This is a genomic window from uncultured Aquimarina sp., assembly GCF_947492115.1.
Taxonomy (GTDB): Bacteria; Bacteroidota; Bacteroidia; order Flavobacteriales; family Flavobacteriaceae; genus Aquimarina.
Genome location: NZ_CANLMM010000005.1, coordinates 113,969 through 130,547 on the forward strand (window position 1 = coordinate 113,969; position 16,579 = coordinate 130,547).

Here is a 16,579-nt window from a genome sequence, read left to right on the forward strand (position 1 = left end):
CAAAATAAAATCAACATCGTGATCAGAAATTATCTTAAAATAGCGTGGAGAAATCTCATTAAGAACAAAGGGATTACTTTTATTAATACCGTTGGACTTTCGTTAGGAATATGTTGCTTTATTCTTATTGCATTATTTGTAACGGATGAAATAAGTTATGATCGGTTTCACGAAAAAGCGGATCAAATTTATAGAATCAATTCTGATATCCTCTTTGGCGGTACCGAAATGCATATGGCTGTGAGTTCTGATCCGATGGGAGCTACACTAAAAAAGGATTATCCCGAAGTAGAAGAATATACCCGAATATATGCTTCAGAAGGATCAAAACTTATCCGAAAAGGAACGGAACTTATTGATGAATATGCCATTGCCTATGTAGATTCGACTTTTTTTAATGTATTTACCTTTCCAGCTTTAAAAGGAAACCCGAAAACAGCATTGAAAGCACCTAATACGGTTGTTTTATCTGAAAAAGCAGCAATAAAGTATTTTAATGGTGTAGATACAGCTATTGGAGAAGCATTAGAAGTAAATAATACTTTGTATAAGGTTACTGCTATTATTGAAGACATGCCTAAAAACTCACATTTTCATCTAGATGTTTTACTATCTATGGCTAATGTGGATTATAACTTTGGAGATTACCTAAGTCATAATTTCCACACGTATATTGTGCTAAAAGAAGGTGCTGATTATAAAAAGTTTAATAACAATTTTAGAGAAGTAATTGCAAAATATTCCTTACCACAGATATCTCAGTTCACTAATATTAAAAGTATAGAAGATATAGAAAGTTCTGGTAATAAATTAGAATATTCTTTAATTCCTCTTACTTATATTCACTTGCATTCGACTCAAAATATAGAACTCAGTACTAATGGTTCGATAAAGTATGTATACATTTTTTCTGCAGTAGCGTTGTTTATTCTACTTATTGCATGTACCAATTTTATGAATCTTACTACAGCTAGATCTTCGGGTAGAGCAAAAGAAGTTGGTATTCGTAAAGTATTAGGTACAGAGAAAAAATCTTTGGTATTACAGTTTTTAAGCGAATCTACGCTGATCGTAGTACTAGCACATAGTATCGCTATTATATTTGTGTTTCTTTCTTTGGAATGGTTTAATAACGTCTCTGGCAAGGAAATTTCAATAAAAGCATTACTACAACCACAATTTTTGATTTTCCTGATTCTATTACCTTTTGTAGTAGGACCTCTAGCAGGTATTTATCCAGCATTTTTCCTTTCTAAATTCCAACCTATAAGTGTATTAAAAGGAACTCTATCTAAAGGAAGTAATAAAAACAGCCTGAGAAATTTCTTAGTTATTTTTCAGTTCACCACCTCTATTATATTGATCATCGGTACCATTGTTGTCTACCAACAATTAAATCATATCCAGACTACAGATGTAGGGTTTAACAAGGATCAAGTATTGATCGTAGATAATTCTGGATTAACGAACGAAACAAGAAAGTCTTTAAAATCAGAAATCGAACAATTCCCAGAAGTAAAATCAGCATCATTTGCAGGATATATTCCAGTATCTCAATCTGCTAGATCGGATACCACCTTTAATACTGGAAGTGTAAACACCGCAGATAATGGTTTTAATATGCAGTATTGGAGAGCAGATTACGAATATATAGAAACGATGGGCATGGAACTTATTGCAGGTAGAAACTTCTCTCGTTCTTTTGGAACAGATTCCACAGCCATTATCATCAATGAAAAAGCGGTTGCTCTAACTGGTTTTGATGATCCAATCGGCAAGAAGCTTTATAAAACTATTGGTAAAGACGACAAGATTGTATACACGATTATCGGAGTAGTAAAAAACTTTAATTTCGAGTCTTTACGACAAGATGTTGGTCCTTTAAGTCTTAGACTAGGAGATAATAGTTGGAGAACTGCCTATCGATTTAATACAGCAGATGTAGAAGGTTTTATTAGCAAAATTCGTAATAAATATGAAGCTGTTTCTTCCGAACTATCATTTACCTATAGTTTTTTAGATGATTCTTATCTTGATATGTATCAACAGGAAAAAAGAATTGGAACGATTGCTTTAATTTTTACAGTACTTGCTGTGATCATAGCAGCTTTAGGATTGTTTGGATTAGCCACCTATATCGCAGAACAACGTACCAAAGAAATTGGAATTCGTAAGGTTTTAGGAGCTTCTACAGCGATTATCGTAAAGATACTGTCTAAAGATTTTATCAAACTAATTGTATTTGCCTTTTGCATCGCTACACCAATTGCATGGTGGTTCATGAGCAGTTGGTTACGAGATTTTGCTTTCAGAATTCAATTAAATTGGTGGGTTTTTGCCCTTACAGGAATCATCACCCTACTGGTAGCCATAATTACGTTAAGCTTTCAAACGATTAGAGCAGCCGTTGCAAACCCTATTAAAAGTTTAAAAACAGAATAAAAAATAATATCATCATTTCAATCAAATAAAACGAACATTAAAAACTCATTCATCATGAAACATTTAAAATACTTATTAGCACTTGTAGCCTTAACTATCGCACAATTGTTAGCTGGACAAACAAAGAAAAACGTTGCTGATTTTGATAAAGTAATCATTAGCCCACACATTCAGGCAAGATTTGTAGAAAGTAGCGAAGCCTCTGTAATTATAGAAGAAAGTACAGAACCAAACGATAAGATTAATATTGAAGTAAACGGAAAAACACTACGTGTATATCTAGATGGTGCCAAAGAAACTACAAAACATAAGGTTGTTGTGAAAAATGGTATCGAGCGAAAAGTACCGATCTATAAAGGAAGAGTATTAACCATTACCGTGAACTATAAAGACCTGGAATCACTTTCTGTTCGTGGTGAACAAGACGCTACCTGTGAAAGTAAATTAGATTCTGAATCTTTTAGACTAAAAGTTTTTGGAGAGTCTAGAATTACCTTAAACGAAGTAGATTTAAAATATTTAGATGCAGATATTTTTGGAGCTAGTACCTTAACGATCAAAAAAGGAAGTATCGAAAATCAAAAAATCACGGCTTTTGGAGAAAGTTTTTCGGATCTTATTGCAGTAGACAACAAGAACACTAAAATCAAAGCTTTTGGAGAAGCAGAATTTAAAATTAATTCTTCTAATCGTATTAAGCTTACTGCTTTTGGAGAAGCAAAACTATATTATAAAGGAGATGCTAGTATCCATAAGGGATTAAATATTGGAGAAGTAGAAATTTCTGAAATTCAATAATATCATGATCGAAAAAATGAATTCAATTTCCGAAAATTATGTCTGTCTGAGACATGAAAACTCTAGGGTTTTTAATACCATTAGACCCAGACGCATCTCTCAGAAGACTTATAGAAAATTACACTAGCTAATTTTTTATAGCAACTAAGTAAACAACATAGATAATCATCATCAAAAAATAATTATGATTTTACGACTTAACAACGCTTCTAGAGTAATTAGTTCTGGAGGAAAGAAAATAGCATTACTAGACAACATCGACTTAGCAGTAAAAGAAGGAGAGTTTATTTCTCTAATGGGACCATCAGGTTCGGGAAAATCTACTTTACTTAATTGCATTGGGATGTTAGATAGTTTTACTGCTGGGAATTACACCTTTTTAGACGAAGAGGTGCATACGCTAAAAGAAAAACAACGTTCTAAATTATATAAAGAATATATAGGATTTGTTTTTCAGGCGTATCATCTGATCGATGAGCTTAATGTGTATGAAAATATCGAAACTCCCCTACTCTATAAAAATGTAAAGTCGTCAGAACGTAAAGCTTTAGTAGCTGATATGCTAGACCGATTTAATATCGTAGGTAAAAAAGATCTGTTTCCAGCACAATTAAGTGGTGGTCAGCAGCAGTTGGTAGGTATTGCAAGAGCATTGATTAGCAAACCGAAACTTATTTTGGCAGATGAACCTACTGGAAACCTCAACTCTAAACAAAGTACAGAAATCATGGAATTATTTTCTGAGTTAAACAAAGATGGTGTAACGATTATACAAGCCACTCACTCAGAGAAAAACTCTTCCTATGGTTCTAGAATTATTAATTTATTAGACGGACGAATCGTCAGCGAATAATCCAACAATCACATGTCACTGAAATCAATTATTTATATCAGTGCTTTTCTTTTATCTTTTACAGGATTTACACAAAGAAAAGACACAGAGAAGTACTCTCTTGACCAATGTATAGCTATGGCTTTAGAAAATAATCTAGATCTAAAGTCTACTACATTGCGCGCCAATACTGCGCTCATTAATCATAGACAAGCAAAAGCGAATATACTTCCAAGCCTAAATGGTAATTACAATATAGGAGTAAATAATGGTAGAAGTATTGATCCTTTTACGAATGATTTTATCAATCAAGAGCTTACGTTTTCTAATGCAAGATTAAACCTGGATGCTACGATTTTTAATGGTTTTCGGATATTAAATACCGTAAAACAGCAACGCTATAATCGATTAGCTTCTGAAATGGAAATCGAAGAAGCGAAGCAGACGCTTATTCTTAATGTGACCTTGGCATATCTGCAGGTACTCAACCAAACGGATGTTTTAACGCTGGCCAAAGACCGATTAGTTGCTACGAATAAACAATTAAAACAACAAGAAGATCTCTATAACGAAGAGTTTGGGAATCCAGCGGATTTCGCAGATATCAAAGGACAAAAAACCATTGATGAAACTAATATTCTGATAGCAGAAAGTAGCTTAAATAATGCAAAACTAAGTCTGGCACAATTACTAAATACAGATGCTAATATTACGGCTGATAAGGCATCTATCCTCTTAGATTTTAAAGAGTATACCCTAAGTTCTGATGATGTGTTTAAAGATGCCATGCAAAACCTAGCCACATTTAAAGCACAAGAACTAAGAGTAAAAGCTGCGAAAAAAGGAGTTCAGGTGGCAAGAGCGCAATACATACCAGAGATTTCATTCTTTGGGCAGATAAACACCAATTATTCTAGTGTGGCAGAAACTTTTACCGAAACTGGATCTGAAATTGTAGAAACTGGTGACTTTGTAACCGTTAATAACGAACAACTTTCTGTATTTACTGATCAAACGCAGTTTAGAGGAGAAAGTATTGACTACTTAGATCAGTTTGATAACAACCTAAATACAGTGGTAGGGATTGCCGTAGATATTCCACTTTTTAATGGATTTAGAGCAAAAAACAATGTGGCGCTGGAAAAAATCAGAGCTGAAGAATCACTCATCGAATTAGAGAGAACATCACAACAAGTAAAAAATGCAATTGATCAGGTACATTTTGATATGCAAACTGCTTATGATCGCTATCAAAGTTTACAGAACCAGGTAACTGCTTTTGAAGAATCCTATCGTGTAAACGAAATACGCTTTAATAATGGCGTATCTAATTTTATCGCTTACATCACTAGTAAAAATAATCTAGATAATGCCAGAACCAATCTTACCAATGCACAATATGAATATTTATTACGGGTAAAAGTATTAGAGTTTTATCGTGGAAATGCATTGTAAATAGAATGCTTTTAAAATTCGATGCCGCTAGTTTGTAACTAGTGGCTTTTCTTTAGTATTTAACAATAAAACTCATCAAAACAATATTCTCCTTTTATGAGATATATTTTTATATTATTCTGAAATAAATATTGAAAAAGGAAAACCATATAATACATCAACTGATTTCCCTTGTAACTCTCCTGTTTGTAAAGTAGGAATTGCATATAATATTCGGGTAATCTCATTTACAATAAAAGGATCATCATGCAAAACAAAAACGTCTGTAATCTCTCCTTTGTGAGATACTTTAAACTTACTTAATATGAGATGCCATCCTGGTTTCAGATTTGCATATTCTATTACATTTCGATCAAAATTACTATTTACAAAACTTTTAAAATAAGAAGAAAAACACTTTTTTAATTCTTCATTATCCTTAAGATGTTGGCAATCCGTAGGTGCTGGATATCTATCTAATTCCCTATCTGTAGTGATATCTTCTTGCTTTATTATTTCATTTGATTGATTCATATTATGATAAGTGATATCGGTAATTACAGAATCTAAACGAGCGTTATCCCTTATTTTTCTATTTACAATCGAATGTCCAAGAATCGCATCAAAATGATTATTCTTTTTGATCATTTGTTTATACCAAGCTTTTGCAACACCATACTCCCCATTAAGCTCACAAGCCCAAGCAAGATGATATGTTATTTTATCATCATTCGGATCATCTTCCTGATAGGTATAAAAATCTGCTTTGGCATTTTCAAATTCTCCTCGTGACATATAGATAAGAGCTCGTTGAAAAAGATGTTCTTTCTTATGCTTTCCTTTTCTTATTTTCTTAGATATTGTTTTAAAATATTTTTCGTCAACATTATATCTAACATTGATCAATTTTTTGGCTCTTTGAGCACTTACATACCAATAATAGGGTTGACATTCATTCACGAAATATTCTTGATGTCCAGCAATAAAAGCATTAAGGTTTTTAGGATTTATTTTGTAATCTGAGGTATAAGATTCATCATTTCTAACGGCAAATTTTTCCTGTAAGAGAATTTCTTTATGTTCTGTTTTATATGACTTCATTTTTTTACTTAAACATTGTTCTAATATAGAATTACCTTTATGTAATCTTCCATTCTTAAATTGTTCATCCAAACAGTAGCAAATATCATTTTTCAAAACATCTTGTATATCCTGTGCAGAAAGTATATTGGAAATCAATACCAGTATGCAAACAATGTATTTTCTTATTCTCATGTGATACTATATCGTTTATAGAAAAGATGACTTTTTATCCTTAAGATCCTGATGATAATTTTTTGAGCTTCGCTCGCCAACGTTGTTTTACTTTAGCATAGGAATACTCTTCTAATTCATATAGCTCTTGATCTACTTTTAGTAACCAATCGCTACTTGGTTCTGCCAACGTACCATTAAATGTTTCTTGATCATACTTTCTTTGATACGTCTTGCATTCTTTCCAATAGGTAGTATATACATTTTGATAAGCATTAAAGTCTTTAATCTTCTTTTCTTTTAGCTTTTCAAAAGCTTTTCTCATTTTTCTGGCAAATAGTTCTCCAATATTAAAATGATTCTGTTCATGAGCCAATAACTGTTTGTCATTTTTTTTGCCTAGCCATGACTTATTCTTATAAAAATAGGTGGCAAGATTCATTTTTAGGTAATTAGCAATCTGATTATTTTCGTCTACCAAGACTTCTTTGGGTAAGATCTCTATTTTATAGGTAGTTAAACCATTCCTAGTATCATAAGGATCTACTTCTTTTACGATTCTAAAATCTTCCGGCTCTAAAAACACTCCTTTTTCCCATAGAATGATATCATCACCAACTTTAATATCTTTTTGACCAAGTATTACCATTGGAAATAACAGTAGTATATATTGTATTTTATTCATGTGTAGTTCTTTTTATGTAATAAAACCAGTTACATCTTAATACCATATAATGTAACTGGTTTTATCTTTATCTAATATCTATAATTGCCTTACAAACTATGTCGGCACCCGAAAGATTCGGGCGCGAGCGAGGGGACGACGCTCGCGCAAGCTATCTGGAAATTCCAAATTTCTTTTTATAATTTCTTCTTAACTCCTCTAAATTTAATTCTTTATTCTCATTATAAAATTTTATAAACCTTTCATATGATAAATTGGTTAAATAAGAGGGTATTTCGATTTTGCCTGATTTAAAATTCGAAAAATAATTATCAATTAAAATAAGAGCGGATTCCGATTTTGTCAATAAATCCAAATCACCAATTGTTGATAAATAAGGATTCTTAGTTTTGATCCAATTACAAAACTCCTTATCCTCATTTCTATATTTTAATAAATAATCAATGATTTTTATATCTGAACTATAGAACTTTCGAACCGAATTTTTATAAATATTAAACCTCATCTCATGTTCCTTTTCGTTGATATTATAATGCTCATAATACAAGTCATCACCAATTTCATCTTTTATTAAAACATAATTATATGATAAATCGTTTAAAATAGAATCATAATCTTCTGAACAACTAATATTAAAGATTATAATTAAGTATATTATTGTGTTTTTCATTTTTATGGTTTTTTTCTAAAATATATTCTACTTGGATATGTTTTTCCATTAGGTGCTACAAAAGTAGGAGTAAGAGCTCCATAACTAGATGGAATATCTCTCGGATGATGCTTGTATCTAGCTGATTTACCCCATTTACTTTCAACCTCGATTGTATTACCATATTGATCTATCGCAGTAACTATAGCAGAATGCGTCGGTATAATAGTTTGAGATTTGATATCCCATTGGTAATAAATTAACCTATCCCCAACTTGATTAGGATCGTTAAAATTTAAAGGTTTATACCCCCCAGTATTATTAAGAGGATCATTATCCCATTTTGTAATTCCAGCAAGAACCAATTTTTTATTAGAAGGATCCATAGGATCCCCTTTAGAATTGCACCAAGCGAAAGAATGACAGTTATAAGCATTCACATTTATATTACCATTCTTATCAAAAAAAGGTGTGGGTGGACCTGTTTGCTTCTTTCCCTTATAATTTTGGCCAATTGGCTTATCTCCATCAGAATCAAAGTTAGAACGTATACTATCCCATTCTTTACTAGATATATTATGATTCAATTCTCCTTCATCAAGCCATTTAAATTTTCTTCCTTTTTTAGAATTATTATCAACAGATTGAATACTCACCAAAAATTCCATAACCCCCATAGCTTCACTAACCTGAGAAGACGCATAATCATAAGGTGTATAACCTCCATATCCAGAACCACCCATAGCTCTTCTTTCCTGTACACCTATATGTCTACCCTCAGAAAATATCTGATCATCCATGTGACTGTACTCACTATTCCCTCCAGATGGATCTGCATATACTATCGGATTATTATCAAACGCATTATACGGAGATAATCCATGATGCACTACAGGATCGATACGATTCCATCTGGCAATGGCTGGATCGTAAGAACGTAAGGGCATTTCATACCAGTTAAGTCCAAGCTCTTCGGTAAGTTCTGTCCCATTATACTTATAGTTATGTTCCTGTCCTGTAATCTGGCTATTATAGCCCTTATGTTCTAATCCAAAAGGATAGTAGCTATTCTCCTGTAAAATCTCATGGGCATAATCCCCATCACCATCCAGATCGCTAGTATCATTTCTAAGAACGTCTATCTGACCATCATGATCCTTATCAGAGTAGTTTAATCTGTTATTACCAAGGTGGTCTTTATATTGGTAAATATAAGTAAAAGTTCCATCACTTTCGGGTTCTATATACCCTTCTGAGTGATGAAAAAGTTTTAACTGCCCATTTTCATATACATAGTTACCTGGGTAATCGGTTTCTGTATATACGTCATCCGTTCCATATACTCCCGTATTCTTTTTTAATTTTGCTCCAGTTGCGTCATATGTATACCATATTTCTCCACTATCAGCATTATCAAACTCTATAAAAGTAGGTAAGTCCAAATGATTGTATTGTATACTGGTAATTCCTTTATTACGATCTAAGGTAATATTACCGTTAACATCATACACATAATCATCATTGGTATTCGTACCGTCTTTAAAGCCGTAATTATCATCTCCATAATCAATAACTTTGCTTAATTTGTTACCCGAGTCGTAACTATATACCAGATTATCCATATCCCAATAGTTACTACTATTCTTCCATCCATGACGTTTTAGCGTCTTTAAATTTCCATTTTTATCGTAGGAAACATTAGATAAACTATAGCGATTGGCATTATCTACTGCCCTAGTTAATCTATTTAAATGATCATAGCTATATCGATACCATCTCAGCACATTATCTGTCGCAGATTTCCATTCTATTTCGGCAATATTACCGTTGTATAATGCTGTGCCACCATGAGTTGGTGTATTGTAGTTTACTTTATAAGCAAACAAATCATCTCCAAGAGCATTAGGATCATTGATTTTGGTCATCCATCCTCTTACATTATACGTATAATCCACCGTTTGTAAAGGTGCTTGCTCTGCATTTCCTACTTTTTTCTGTACTACCTGCCCTAAATCATCATATATCAACTGAGATAACAATTCTTCTGCCTGGTTATTGATTTGCTGTTTTTGGGTAAGCAAACGGCCCATATGATCATAGGTAAACCTATCTATAGTGACTATGGCAGTATTACTACCTTTTGTATGTGTTGTTTTTACCTCTATAGCTTTACCTACAAAATCGAGTTTTGTTTCTGTTTTATCAATAGTGTTTAAATACCTATTTCTACTTCCTGCCCAGATTACTCTACCTCTATCATCATAAGCATTTACCGTAGTAATCCAATTATTAGTTCCTAATACACGTACTTTAGAACCCGTAGCCAAACCTTTGGTCTGATTGGTGGTAGCTACTCCGTATATGGTAGCTGGTTTGTTCATTCCATCTCTATCAAAAGTATAATCATCATAGTAGTGGATGGTATAAATTTTACTAATCCCAATAGGTTTTGCATCATTACTATAATATAGGGTTGTTCCTGCTAAAGTAACAGCATTTTCAAGTTTTGTTTCGTATTGCTGATCACTATTATCCAAAACCTGTTCCATATACTCTCGATTTCCTTCATTGAATATTATTCCTGTATAAGCCACTCTACCAAATGCATCATATTTGGTAAATGACCATTCGTCTCGGGCACGTTGTTTTGCATCCTGTGTCATTACAGGTTGGTCTAATTTATTATAGACAATATATTCCCAACCTTTTCCTGGTATTTTCTTTTCGATCAATCGGTTTTGGTTATCGTACTTATATTGGTAACACAGCTCACTAAGCTCTGTAGCCGACACACCATTATCTACAGTTACCTTGGGCGGAATAACATACGTAAGATTTCCAAAATCATCATATACATTATAGGTATCATGGGCAGCTCCATTGTTATACGCTCTGCTTAGTACTACATTCCCGTTTTTATCGGTAAAGGTTTCAGCAGTTTTGTTTTTACCATCTGCTACAATCCAATTTTCGTTTTTGGTGATGTTTTTAGTTAACTGTCCTGCGGCATAGTTTCCATTAGCTACCAATGTTGGTTTCTGGCTATCTCCATTTTGCATTGCCACATCAAAACGTTTTACCTCACTACCTGTATTGAGTCCGTAAGATGCCTTGGTAGTAGTATTAGTGGAATACACCTCATCATATCCTGTAAGTACTTGTAGTTGGTTTAGATTATGATCACTGCTTGTATTGATTCCTGCGGTAATCAATCTCGGGTTTTGATTAATTGCCTCTACAGCAAAGTAGTTATCTTCTATATATACTTTGTAATCCATATTATTACCAGAAGCATCTTTGATATACCCTAAATCCAAATATTCAATCGCTGGTGTAATATCTAGTTTACGCAACTTACCTGTTGGTAATCTTTGTAGACCATCACTAGACGTACTTTTGATTCTAAGTTTTAGTTTACCTGCATTAAAATAAATCCACACATAACTATTACTAAATAGTGGATTAATTACTGCCTCTTCATTAGGAGGTGTCCCTTGTCCAGGAACATAAAAAACACCTTTGGCAGCCCACGCCTTACTAAAAGTAACATCGGTAGGGTATGATGCATACACTGGATTTTTATACTGGATATTTTTTTCATCATATCCCCAAGGGCCTCCTGGTGCTGCCTGCTCCATCACTCGGTTTGCAGGAGAAGCTTCTGTAATCGTTTGGCTATAAGGATTTAGTGTATTTTCATATTTTGGTGTATTATAAAATGCTTGTAACTCGGCTAAGGCATCGGTATGTATAGCACCTTGTGCTGTATTATCTGATGCATAGGACAAATAGGATTTGGTTTGTTTTCCAAAATCGTCATACTCATAATGAGATATAATATCCTTAGGCTTGGTCTGTTGGATTAGTTCTGTAACTGGCACTCCATTTCCATCAATCTTTGTCAATACAGGATTCCAAAAGTATTGACGTACACTGATATCAGTTGAATAGTACAGGTAATTTCTAAATCTAGAAGTGGTTGTATTATTTCTCCATTTAAAATCATTTCCTGACTTTACTTTAGTTCCATTGATATCATACATACCGCTAACACCAGAATTACCACCACTATAGGTATATGGGTGTATGACTCCAACTAATAAATACCATTGGTTCAGATTAGGTGTATCACCTACGACAAAGTACGGGTTGTTATTAGCACTTCCACTAAGGTTATTCACATTTTGTGTACCATGATAAGTACTTCCATCCTGTGATCCTGTACGCTTTACCCAAACGGTATATCGATACGCAACATTTTTATCTACAGGGATGTAATCTGTATTCCATCCACCATCTGCATCTCTATTCGGATCATTTCCACATCTCCATAAAAGGGATTGTTCTCCAAAAGGATTGCTACCAAATATTCTTTGGTTATCAGAAGATTGACCGTTTAAATTAAACAAAGGGGTAGCTCCTGTACCTGCTTTCCAATCATTTGTCCAATCCAAGATATTCGTACCTTGTTGTTGTCCTCCTGCGCGTACTGCCACCGTTTGTTTCGTTCTACCCAATCCATCCGAGTATGCTACCGTAACAATTTGATCACTTTCTAATACCTGAGCTTGTTGTCCTTCTTTTACTTCGGTTTGATATACCGTAGTTTTTACATAATTTTCTGTTGGTGTCTGCGCACTTACTATCGTAGCTACTAATACAGCAACTACACTTACGATTTTTTGTAATGTCTTCATCTTTGTACTGTATTAGTTGTTTTTATAATTGTATTCATTGGCTGACAGGATATTCCCATCCTGATCTTTTACTTGTTTTAGTCTATGGAGACTATCATATTCGTAGTAGGCCGTTCTATTTCTAACATCCGTAGTACTGGTCATACCGATCAAAGGATCGTAGGTATAGGTGACCATCTGCGATGCAGCAAAATAGCTATGGTTTCTCAAGTTTTGTAATGCTGTCCTTAATTGATTTTCTGTAGAAGCATTGGTATCATTATCGGATGCTGTGATAGCTGCGTTAATCAGATTTTGTACTGCAGATGGCATTCCTGTGTAGGATGCATTTGTAATGACAGCAATGGGTGTTGTATGATTGTATCCCCAAACATAAATGGTATGTATACCTTCTCTAGCGGAAGTTTCTAGAGGATTTCCGTATACATCATATTTATGAAAAATAGTTTGATCCAATAATGCTGCATTCTCCTTAGCCGATTGTATGGTTTTCGGCAGGTATCCTCCCGTATTCCAGGAATCAAAATTTACCAAAGCAGTACTCTGTTTTTTATTATTAAAAAAGGTTTCTGTTTTTATAGGAGAAGCAATACGATTATCTGAAACTAAGGTGCTATTATTAACGGCACTATGATACGGATAAAAATAGGTTGCTTTTTGAGTATCCCCTTTAGAAGTGGTACTCCTTTGTTCTATCACCTGTTGGTTATTGTCATAGGTAAACTCCTGAACACTTTCCTGATACTGATCTGGTGCAAGATCAGAATACGTTTTACTTACTACTCGTTTTCGTTGATATTGTACATTAGTATCTTTATAACTAATTACGGTATACATCTCTTGTCTATCCCCCACAGGTTCGGCTAGGTCTGCCTCTACCATGCCCACTCCTTTGGCCATCCTGAATAGGGTTTTCCAACCAACTGAATTTACTGGGAAGCCTGTGTACCCTATCATTTGTCTGGCATAGTCTTCGAATTCTGCTTGTGTGCGGTTTTCATAATATTCTCTAAAGTTCTGCAATCCAAGTGGTAATACGTTCATATTATTTTGTTGCATAATGATCGGTATCAACTTATCATAATGCATATCTCGCTTGATTTGGGTTTTTGCTATTACTTTTATCCCGTATGGATAGTCAGTAGCAGTTGCGTTACCAAAGAAATCCGTAGCAGGTGTTACTGCCTCGTATTCGTAAGCTTGCTCTGATATCAATTGCTCTTTTGGAATCACTGCAGAAACGTCTGTCTTATACGTTTTAATAGTGCTGATTCGTAATCCTCCTTCATTGATACCTTTAGGAGCGCGATCATAATATGCTCTTGTTCTAAAATCATAAGGTTCGTTAAAGAAATAAGGATCTTCATAGCGATACACTGTTTTTCCATTTTTTGCACTGCTCATAGGATCAGAAGAAACAACGGATTCATTTACTTGCGAATAATAAATTGGTAGCCCTCTTCTCTCTACATAAAACGGGATGTAATACTGATGTGAAGTACCATACCAGTATTTTTGCGGTTCTAGTTTTAAGGCTGTATAAATTTTAGCACTAGAAACTTTCTGATCATTGATATATTCGTATCTTTTTTCGGTACATTGGCCCGTATCGATTGGACAACTGCGAATACTTGCTACACGAATCCCTCCGTATATTTGGTCTTGAGAGGTATTTACATAATTCTGAGGAGTTGAAATTTTTACATTTATTTCTGCCTCTGTATTTGCTTCTGTTTCTACATAAAATGTATAGGTTCCTGGTTGTACGGTAAGTGTACATTTTCCATAACTATCATATTGCACCAATCCGTCAGCCAGTTCTGATCGTTCTCCTACTTCGTTTATATACAATTGAGCAACACCTGCGGTATTGCTGCAATCTGTATAAGGAACATATGCTCCAGTATATCCCTGTTTAAAGATTCTAAGTTGTACTCTAGAACCATATTTGGTAATACTTGCTTTATGCTCTATCTCAATTTGTGTAGCGCTGGTAAATGTCCCAGAACGCACCTCTTTTCTTGATGTTCCAATAGTATTGGTATTACGACTGGATACCGTAAATGATCCGTTAATCGTGTTATTATTGGCATATTCTTGGGGAATACGATTTAACTCATACTGGATTGTTGTTTCCCCACCAGTTTTATACCGTATCTTTTGCAAAGCACCTGCGACTGTATGGCTCAAAATAGGATTTACACTTGCTTCTTCTTTTAATTGATCGGTAGGGGTTTGAGAACCATTGTAGTATCCCCAAGCATCCATCGTAGAACCTACTTCTTTATTATTATATTCGAATGCTGGAATGGTTGAAGATATATTTTCATAATAATAATCAAATCCAAAAGTAAACTCGTTATTGGTTCGGATTTCTTTTAGTAAATCTCTATTTCCTTGTGTAAAGAACTCATAAGTATTGATTAAGTTTCCATTAAAATCTTCAAGATCGATAGATGTATACTTATGATGTGCTCCATTAGGAACAGATGCTTCATTAAAATGCAATGTACCGTCAGCAAATGTAATTTTCTGTAATACAGGTACTGTTACATCTACATCCAATCGTGTATGGGTATATACATTGGGATCTTGTCCTTCTTGTAATTCAGATGGTGGTGCTTGTTGTCCAAATGGAGTTAACACGGGTTTTACCAACAATCCTTCTAAAAACTGCGCCTGTAATCCCTTATATGAATATATTTTTGGTAAAAAAGCCTTAGTTTTAAATAAATGATTTTGATAGGTAAAATTAATTTGTTGTGTTGTATTTGGAGGTTGTATGCTTGTTAAATACCAACTCCGTGTGTACGGATAATTAGGTTCAATTGGCAAAAGCGCTGTTCCACCAATACCTAAAGTATGTACAATATCATCCTCTGGTACTGGCGTAAAAATTTCTTTTGCCGCAAAAATATAAAGTACACCTTCCGAATCTATAACTTCTATCTGATTCCAATTAAAGGTTACCTTAACATTGTGATGTGATAATAATACGGGTTCTAGATTTTCTCCTAGTTTAAATGAAAAATTAATACTACCTGCATTTACATGAAACACATCTGGTTCTCCATCCATCATTCCTTGTGCAAGCAAATAGGCATGATGTTCTTTGATTACTTGTTTTCCATTGGTCGCAGTATTATTGCCATTAGGGTTAAAATAATAGAATGGATCTAAAATAGTGGCTCTCAAATTTTCGGATCCATAATATCCTTTTGGGTGATCATCTGGCAATCCTCTTACTTCTCTCGATATCATACCTGTTGCTGCCAAATCCCACCCTAATCCAATAGCAGAAGGTTCTTCCATCACTCTTAATCCAGAATAACGATACTGTAATCCTGTGCTCCATGACACTCCATTTTGTTCTATGGTATAAATTGGCACATACTGTTGTGCGCTACCACTAGTGAGACTTACGGTAGCACTACCACCTCCACTAATCTTAGCGGCTGTCGGAGTCGTAGTGGCTGATGGAGTATACCCTCCGTAATAGTTATCTTGTGCTATTGACACCATACTAACGGTTATCATACACATCAAAAGAATTTTCTTCATAAAAACGATACTTACAAATTGATTACTTACTTTTTTGCGGCGGCAAACTTATGAAAAACTTTCCGCGTCATATGTATGTGTCATAATCCATACTTGTGTTACCCCTATTTTTTGATTTTTTTTTATATTTTTTGAAAAAAGCTGATTTTCTGAGGATTCATAAGGCGTATTAATTGAATAAAGAAATGTATTGACCTTTTGACAAAATCAAAATGAAGAGTTTTGAA

Annotated in this window: 9 protein-coding genes; 4 read left to right on the plus strand and 5 right to left on the minus strand. The window is 34.0% G+C overall.

Translation table 11 applies throughout. The features are described from left to right. Positions 1-18: 18 nt before the first annotated feature. The 4 genes from Q1A73_RS16110 (at position 19) to Q1A73_RS16125 (ending at position 5,527) form a co-directional block, all read left to right on the plus strand. Positions 19-2,442 (plus strand): ABC transporter permease, encoded by a 2,424-nt coding sequence (locus tag Q1A73_RS16110; RefSeq protein WP_299607401.1) that lies wholly within the window; start codon positions 19-21, stop codon positions 2,440-2,442. A gap of 54 nt (positions 2,443-2,496) precedes the next feature. Beyond that, positions 2,497-3,240, plus strand: coding sequence for a DUF2807 domain-containing protein (locus Q1A73_RS16115; protein WP_299607403.1), 744 nt, complete (start codon positions 2,497-2,499; stop codon positions 3,238-3,240). Positions 3,241-3,424: 184 nt separating this feature from the next. After that, positions 3,425-4,093, plus strand: a complete 669-nt coding sequence (locus Q1A73_RS16120; RefSeq protein ID WP_299607405.1) for an ABC transporter ATP-binding protein — start codon at positions 3,425-3,427, stop codon at positions 4,091-4,093. 12 nt (positions 4,094-4,105) lie between these two features. Continuing rightward, positions 4,106-5,527, plus strand: a complete 1,422-nt coding sequence (locus tag Q1A73_RS16125; protein ID WP_299607407.1) for a TolC family protein — start codon at positions 4,106-4,108, stop codon at positions 5,525-5,527. 114 nt (positions 5,528-5,641) lie between these two features. Here the strand turns inward: Q1A73_RS16125 and Q1A73_RS16130 are convergent, their stop codons facing one another. The 5 genes from Q1A73_RS16130 to Q1A73_RS16150 all read right to left on the minus strand — a co-directional run bounded on the left by Q1A73_RS16130 (position 5,642) and on the right by Q1A73_RS16150 (position 16,352). Next, positions 5,642-6,781 carry a hypothetical protein gene (locus tag Q1A73_RS16130; RefSeq protein WP_299607408.1) on the minus strand — a complete coding sequence of 380 codons (1,140 nt, stop codon included), beginning with the start codon at positions 6,779-6,781 and terminating at the stop codon, positions 5,642-5,644. 40 nt (positions 6,782-6,821) lie between these two features. Then, entirely contained in the window at positions 6,822-7,445 is a 624-nt protein-coding gene (locus Q1A73_RS16135; protein WP_299607409.1) for a hypothetical protein, read from the minus strand. A gap of 151 nt (positions 7,446-7,596) precedes the next feature. Further along, positions 7,597-8,115, minus strand: coding sequence for a hypothetical protein (locus Q1A73_RS16140; RefSeq protein WP_299607411.1), 519 nt, complete (start codon positions 8,113-8,115; stop codon positions 7,597-7,599). Positions 8,116-8,117: 2 nt separating this feature from the next. Continuing rightward, a complete protein-coding gene (locus Q1A73_RS16145; protein WP_299607412.1) occupies positions 8,118-12,791 on the minus strand; it encodes a DUF6443 domain-containing protein in 4,674 nt (1,557 codons plus the stop codon). A gap of 12 nt (positions 12,792-12,803) precedes the next feature. Beyond that, complete coding sequence (locus Q1A73_RS16150) at positions 12,804-16,352, minus strand: hypothetical protein (protein WP_299607414.1); 3,549 nt, start codon at positions 16,350-16,352, stop codon at positions 12,804-12,806. Positions 16,353-16,579 lie beyond the last annotated feature (227 nt).